This window comes from Mesorhizobium sp. CA14 (assembly GCF_020165195.1).
Taxonomy (GTDB): Bacteria; Pseudomonadota; Alphaproteobacteria; order Rhizobiales; family Rhizobiaceae; genus Mesorhizobium.
Genome location: NZ_JAIUHR010000030.1, coordinates 77,870 through 84,499 on the forward strand (window position 1 = coordinate 77,870; position 6,630 = coordinate 84,499).

A 6,630-nucleotide genomic window follows, 5' to 3' on the forward strand; every position below is an offset into this window, starting at 1 on the left:
TCTTCATGCCCGGTTCATATTGGAACCTTAGTCTGGGTAACTGGTTTGCTGGCGAAGGTTCGCCCGCCAGGAGCCTCGTCGACCGGAGAGCTAGACCCCCATGCTGCGCTTGATCTTTTCCCTTTCGGCACTCGCGGCCGGGCTGGTGTCTTCCAGTGCGTTCGCCACGCCGGGCATGGACGGCGGGCCGAGCGCGCGTCCGGCCGAGCGCGGTGCGCTGGTGCTGGCGCAGGAAGGCAATATCGACATCTATTACGACGCCAGGGGCAACCGCGTGCTGGTCGATGCCGACACCGGCAAGGTGATCGCCATCCAGCCGCCGGGGAGCAGGCTCGATCGCCGCGCGCTTCGCCGGCAGATGCGGATGCAGGAACTCGGCCGTGCGCCGGCCGAGGACGACGACCGCTATTATCTCGACAGCCCCGAGGACATGGCGCGCTTCCGCCGTCGGCAACTGGAAGAGAACGGCCGTGTCATCCCCCCGCCGGGCGATGAATATGACGACAATTCCGTCGATGCCTATCCGCCGGCGCCCAACAATGATGAAGGCTACGCCACCACCTATCCGGAGGCGCCGAAGTCCGACACCATAAAGCGCCAGCCGCTGAACGAAGCGTCGATCGACCCGGAGCAGCCGGGCCAGGGCGAAGTGCTTCAGACCAATCCGGACGCCGAGCCGTCGCTGCCGCCGAACACCGGCGGCAAGGCCGCGGTCGATCCGTCGCTGTCGCTCGGGGTGCGCCAGGACGTTGCCGCGCTGCAGGTGCTGCTCGATCGCGGAGGCGCTTCGCCGGGCGTGATCGACGGGCGCTTCGGCTCGAATGTCGACAAGGCGCTGGCCGCCTACAACGAAATAAACGGCACCAATCTGAAATCCACCGATGCGGTCGGCATCCAGGCGGCGCTTGCCCAGTCGGGCGGCGACGCCTTCGCCTCCTACACGATCACGCCGGAAGATGCCGCCGGCCCCTACGTCGCCTCGATACCGGAGGACTACAGCCAGAAGGCCAAGCTCGACTGCATGTGCTACACCTCGGTCACAGAGGCGCTGGCCGAACGCTTCCACATGGATGAGACCTATCTGAAGTCGATCAACAAGGGCGTGGACTTCAATCGCCCGGGCACGATGATCAAGGTCGCCAATTTCGGTAAGCTGGTCTCGACGCCGGTAACGCGTATCATCGCAGACAAGACCAAGAAGGAAGTCTACGCCTATGATGGCAGCGGCAAGCTGGTCGCGGCCTATCCGGCGACCATCGGTTCTGCCGACACGCCGTCGCCGACCGGCATCCATGCCGTCTCGCGCATCGCGCTCGACCCGAACTACACCTACAACCCGAACATCAATTTCAAGCAGGGCCAGAACGACAAGATCCTGACCGTCCCGCCGGGACCGAACGGTCCTGTCGGCTCGGTCTGGATCGCGCTCGACAAGCCGACCTACGGCATTCACGGCACGCCCGATCCCTCCAAGATCGGCAAAACCGAGAGCCATGGCTGCGTGCGCCTGACCAACTGGGATGCACGCGAGCTTGCCAAGCTGGTGTCGCCGGGCGTCACGGTGGAGTTCGTGGGCGGATCAACAATCGCGGATGTCGGCGGGACCTCAACCGATGAGTTTACGCAGCAGTAAGGCGCGCGGCGCTGCGGCATAGATGAGCTGCACCAGCAGGATGAAACCTATGCTGAGCAGCGGCGTGATCAGGCAAAGCGCCGCGCCGACCGCCCACAGGATCTGCGCCTTGACAATCCGCTTGTAGACGGTGCGTCGCGTCTCCGCGTCGACATCCTCGGCGATCATGCCGTTCCTGTCGGCATACCACCAGCTCGCGAACAGCGTGCCGCCCAGCATCAGGAGATTCAGCCAGTAGGCCAGCACCGCGATTCTGAACTCGAGGAAATCGGCAAGGAGGTCGGTCGAGAAGGGCAGCAGGGCGATGAAGGCGAGAAAGCACAGGTTCGATGTCGCGAGCCTGCGGTCCGACTTTGCAATCAAGCCATGCTGTGCCTGCTGTCCGAACCAGAAGATGGTGAGCGTGAGGAAGCTCAGCGCATAAGTCAGGAATCGCGGCGCAAGCGCCAGGATCGCGGCAAGCAATTCGCCTTCCGAATGCACCGCCTCATGCGACGGCACCCTGATCTCCAGCACGATCAAGGTCAAAGCGATGGCGAAGACGCCGTCGGTTATGCCCACGATGCGTCCGCGTCCTTCCGCCGACGGTTCGAGCGGCCGCTTCATGGCTTCCCCCTTCCTTCATGCGTAATGCTGGAACCTAGCACGCGATCGGCGGTTTGCATCAGAATTGGCGTCTCCCATGGGCTCCAGTCAAAGAGATAGATGGCGCCAAAACCGCTTCGCAGTTTTCGGCAGCTCCAATGTCATCTGGTTTCAAGAACAGCGATGCTCTGGCTTGTTGTTGCGCAACGGCCGGAGGGCTAAGCAGAGATTCATGTCACCCGCGAACGAAACCACTGCCGATTCGCATTCGCCCGCGCGGGCGAACGGTACGTTGTGTCCTCAGGCGCGGCGAAAATTCGTGCTGGTGGCGGCAATCCTCGCCTCCGCGCTCGGTTTCATCGACGGGTCGATCCTGGCGATCGCCATGCCGGCGCTGCGCGCGGATCTCGGCGCCAGCCTGGCCGAGGCGCAGTGGATTTCCAACGCCTATGCGCTGACGCTCTCGGCGCTCATCCTGGCGGGAGGCGCTGCCGGCGACCGGTTTGGCCTGCGGCGCGCCTTCGTGACCGGCATTGCGCTGTTCATCGCGGCCTCGCTCGCCTGCGCGGTAGCGCCCGACCCGGCCATATTGATTGCCTTTCGCGCCATCCAGGGCATCGGCGCGGCGATCATGGTGCCGGGCAGCCTCGCCATCATCGCCAAAGCCTATCCGAAGAAGGAGCGCGGCCGGGCGATCGGCATCTGGGCCGCCGTATCGGCGCTGACCACGGCGCTCGGTCCCGTTCTGGGCGGCTTCGTTTTGACGACTTTCGGCGATGGGGTCTGGCGCGCGATCTTCGCCATCAACCTGCCGCTAGGACTGATCTCGATCTATCTGCTGCTAGCCAAGGTGCCAGCCGACCAGCCGACCGAAAAGCGCAGCCTCGACCTTGGCGGCGCGGCGCTGGCGACGCTTGCTTTCGGCCTGCTCGCCTACGGGTTGACGGCTATGAATGCCGAAGGCGCAGGGTTGATGTCAGGCCCGGCGATCGTTGCCGGCGTGGTCCTGCTTGTTGTCTTCATCTTTTACGAGCACAGGCGGCGCGAGCCGATGATCGATCTCGGCCTGTTCCGGATCAGGGCCTTTGCCGGCGCCAATCTGGCGACGTTTTTCCTTTATTTCGCGCTGTCGGCCAATTTGTTCTACCTGCCGATGCTTTTGATCGCCGGCTGGCGGCTGAGCGAGGCCGAGGTCGGCTTCATCTTCGTGCCGCTGTCGGCGTTGATCGCGCTTTTGTCCGGACCGGTCGGGCATTGGTCGGATCGCATCGGTCCGCGTTTCCCGATCGCCAGCGGCAGCATGGTCGCGGCCATCGCCTTCGCCGGCCTTGCCTTGCTCACCCATTTCGGCATCCACGATTTCTGGATCGGCACCTTTCCGCTGATGGCGCTGATGGGGCTTGGCATGGCGCAGGTCGTGTCGCCGCTGTCGACCGCGGTCATGACGTCCGTCGAGGACAGGGATACCGGCGCCGCTTCCGGCATCAACAATGCGGTCTCGCGCGTCGGTGGCCTGATCGCGGTGGCGGCGATGGGCTCGCTGGCGGCCTGGGTTTATGCGCGGATGACCGGCCGTGCCCCCGGCATGCCCGGTTTCGGCGAGCCGCCCGCATCCGGGCTTGCCGCCAACCTCGATGCGGCCAGGGTCGCGGCAAGCGATTCGGCTTTCGCCGCAGTCGCGGCGGTCACGGCTCTCCTTTGCGTGCTTGCTTCCCTCACCGCCTGGTTCACGGTCCCCGGGCAGGCATCGCCATGGCCGCGGCAGACAGACGATTCGCGTGACTAGAGCATGATCCCGAAACGTGGGAATCGGTTTTCGGAGAAGATCATGCTCCAACAAAGAGTTGGATCAGGATGACGATTCGACGAAACGTCATCCCGATCGAGAGCAATCCCAGGCAAAGTGTGAGCGGTTAAGCCCGGCGACTTCGCCGTAGCCTTCCGTCCGCAATTGCGTCGAAACAAAGAGGTGGAGCGGTTCGGGAAACGGCTCAGTTCGGAAGCTGCGAATCAGTCTTGGCGCTGGCAACCTTCAGCGCGTTGCCGTCTTCCTGCTTCAGAAGATCGTCGATGCGCTCGCGCTCTTTCTTGAAGGCGACGAGATCGTCGCCCTTCAAAACCTTGCCGACCGGCAGGCGCACGCGCATCGAATCGACCTTGGTGCCATTGACGATCAGTTCGTAGTGAAGGTGCGGACCGGTAGAGAGGCCGGTCTGGCCGAGATAGCCGATGACCTGCCCCTGCCGGACATGAACGCCTTCCTCGATGCCTTTGGCGAAAGCGCTCTGGTGGTTGTAGGAGGTCTCGTAACCATTGGCGTGGCGGATGATGATCTGCTTGCCGTAGCCGCCGGCCCAGCCGGCCTTCTCGACGACGCCGTTGCCGGCAGCGATGATCGGCGTGCCGATCGGCGCTGCCCAGTCGGTGCCGGTGTGCATCCGGACGTAGCCAAGGATCGGGTGCCGGCGTGCCCCGAAGCCGGAGGTGAAGCGCCCATTGGGCAGCGGATTGCGCAGCAGGAACTGCTTGGCGCTGCTGCCGTTCTCGTCGAAATAGTCGACGCTGCCGTCCTGCATCTGGAAGCGATAGAAATTGCGTGTTTGCCCGCCGAAGGTCGACGAGACGTAGAGAAGCTCGGAGCCGTCGGAGGCCTGGTCGTCGCCGTCAGGTTGCGAGAACAGCACTTCGAGGCGGTCAGAAGGCGAGAGCCGCGACTGGAAATCCACGTCGGAAGCGAGCAGCTTGATCAGCTTTTGCGTCATCGCTTTCGACATGCCGTAGGAATAGGCGGTGCGGTAGATGCCGTCATAGACATTGGGCAGGTTGCCGCGCACCACGACGGGCTGCGAATCATCGAACGCCGTCAAAAGCTCGGGATTGGGCTCGGGCTCCTGCGCCGGCACATACTGGCCGCGATCGTCGAGCGCTATGGTGACGATATGCGTGGTCTTGTCATAGACGCTGGTGCGCACGACCTTGGCGATATCGCCGCGCACCTCGAGGCCGACGCGCAGCACCGTTCCGGCCTTCAGCGCCGGGGCGTTCAAGAGCTTGCCGATCGCCTCCGCCATGCCAGTCGCGTCGTCGCCGGTGTAGCCCGAATCGGCAAAGGCCTCGGCGATATCGGTATCCCTGGTGAAGGGAATGATCTCCTCGGCGAAAGCCGGCGCCTGATCGTCCAGCGCTGCGCGCGGCGCCACCGAAACATTTTCCTGCGTGATCTTCACGTCGTAGGAGCCGGCCATCGATTCGGCGAAGGCGTCGCCGAATCGCTGCGGGTCGACATAATGCAGCGCGGCGACCTGAACGGCGCCGTCACTCAAGCCATTGCTGGCATCCCGGACCACCTTTTCCACCTCGTTGGCGGAAAGGTCGCTCTTTTCGTCGAAGGACGCCGTCTCGATCGGAAAATCGACCGTCTTCAGGCTCATCTCGCTTTCGACCTTGGCACCGTAGATCTGTCCGGCGGCCGCGATGGCCGTCGCCGGCTGCGCATTGTCGTCGCCGTCGTCGCCGAACACCTGCATCGGGTCGAATGGCGGGTAGGGGCGGTTGGTGGTGTGGCCGGCGGCCAAGGCCATCTTGATCTGCACGAATGGCATGGTGTGGATAACGTCGCGGTCACCGACCTTGGTGACCATCGACACTTCCATGCGGCGGCGGTCCTTGGCCCGGGCGATCTGGCGGGGTGCCACCAGCCTTGTGGTCTTTGCCTGCTCGCCGGAATCGTCGCCGCCGCCGGCGAGGCCGATGAGCTCGGCGATTTCCGGCGGGGTCGCCAATTGCTGGCGGCCGTCAAGGGCGGCGAACAAGGCCACGCCCATCAAAACACTCGACGTGACGCCGGTAAGGAACGTGCCCGACAGCCAGCGGGCCGAGACCTCGCGGCGGTCGGGCGGACCGCTGCGGCCGTCCGCGATCAGCGGCGGCTCGTTGCCGAGTTCGGCTATGACATCTTCCGTGTCTGGCATCCAGAAAGGCTGCTTCTTCCCCGGGCGAACGGCTTGTCGTTATCGTTGCGGCCATGACATTTGCCTGTCACGGCGGTTGAAGTCAACGAAACGGCAGGCCGGGGCCGATATCCCCAATCATGCGTTCTGCGCGCGGCGCTCTTGTCGTCTGTTGCGGTCGTCTGTCCTGGGGCGCCTCGCACATATGCGCGCGCCTTCCTTATATGGGCCGGTTTCACGCCCCAATGCGGCGGCAATAGGGCCTCGTTGTGGATGACCCAAGGGCTGCCGCAGGGGCAGTCGGCTATCGAAAAAGCGGTTCGCAAAATTCGTCGCAAAAAATTCAAAAAAGTTGGAAATCGGTGTTGACGCGTCGAGGGAGGTCCGACTATATACGGCCCACGAACGAGGGCGGTGCGCCGCTGGCGACGAAGAAGTTTGCTTCTAGGTCTGCCCTCTGCG

4 protein-coding genes are annotated in these 6,630 nt (G+C 63.7%); 2 read left to right on the top strand and 2 right to left on the bottom strand.

The window, feature by feature from the left end; genetic code table 11:
- Nucleotides 1–100: 100 nt before the first annotated feature.
- The gene (locus LB565_RS25090; protein ID WP_224588646.1) at nucleotides 101–1,633 is read left to right on the top strand and encodes a L,D-transpeptidase family protein; all 1,533 of its coding nucleotides are present in this window, start codon (nucleotides 101–103) and stop codon (nucleotides 1,631–1,633) included.
- Here the strand turns inward: LB565_RS25090 and LB565_RS25095 are convergent.
- Nucleotides 1,607–2,239, bottom strand: coding sequence for a TMEM175 family protein (locus tag LB565_RS25095; protein WP_224588655.1), 633 nt, complete (start codon nucleotides 2,237–2,239; stop codon nucleotides 1,607–1,609). The two genes, LB565_RS25090 and LB565_RS25095, sit on opposite strands and share 27 nt — an antisense overlap.
- A gap of 211 nt (nucleotides 2,240–2,450) precedes the next feature.
- Between LB565_RS25095 and LB565_RS25100 the strand changes: the two genes are divergently transcribed.
- A complete protein-coding gene (locus LB565_RS25100; RefSeq protein ID WP_224588656.1) occupies nucleotides 2,451–4,004 on the top strand; it encodes an MFS transporter in 1,554 nt (517 codons plus the stop codon).
- A gap of 205 nt (nucleotides 4,005–4,209) precedes the next feature.
- Here LB565_RS25100 and LB565_RS25105 read toward each other — a convergent pair whose 3' ends face one another.
- Nucleotides 4,210–6,189, bottom strand: coding sequence for a M23 family metallopeptidase (locus LB565_RS25105; protein WP_224588657.1), 1,980 nt, complete (start codon nucleotides 6,187–6,189; stop codon nucleotides 4,210–4,212).
- Nucleotides 6,190–6,630: the final 441 nt, after the last annotated feature.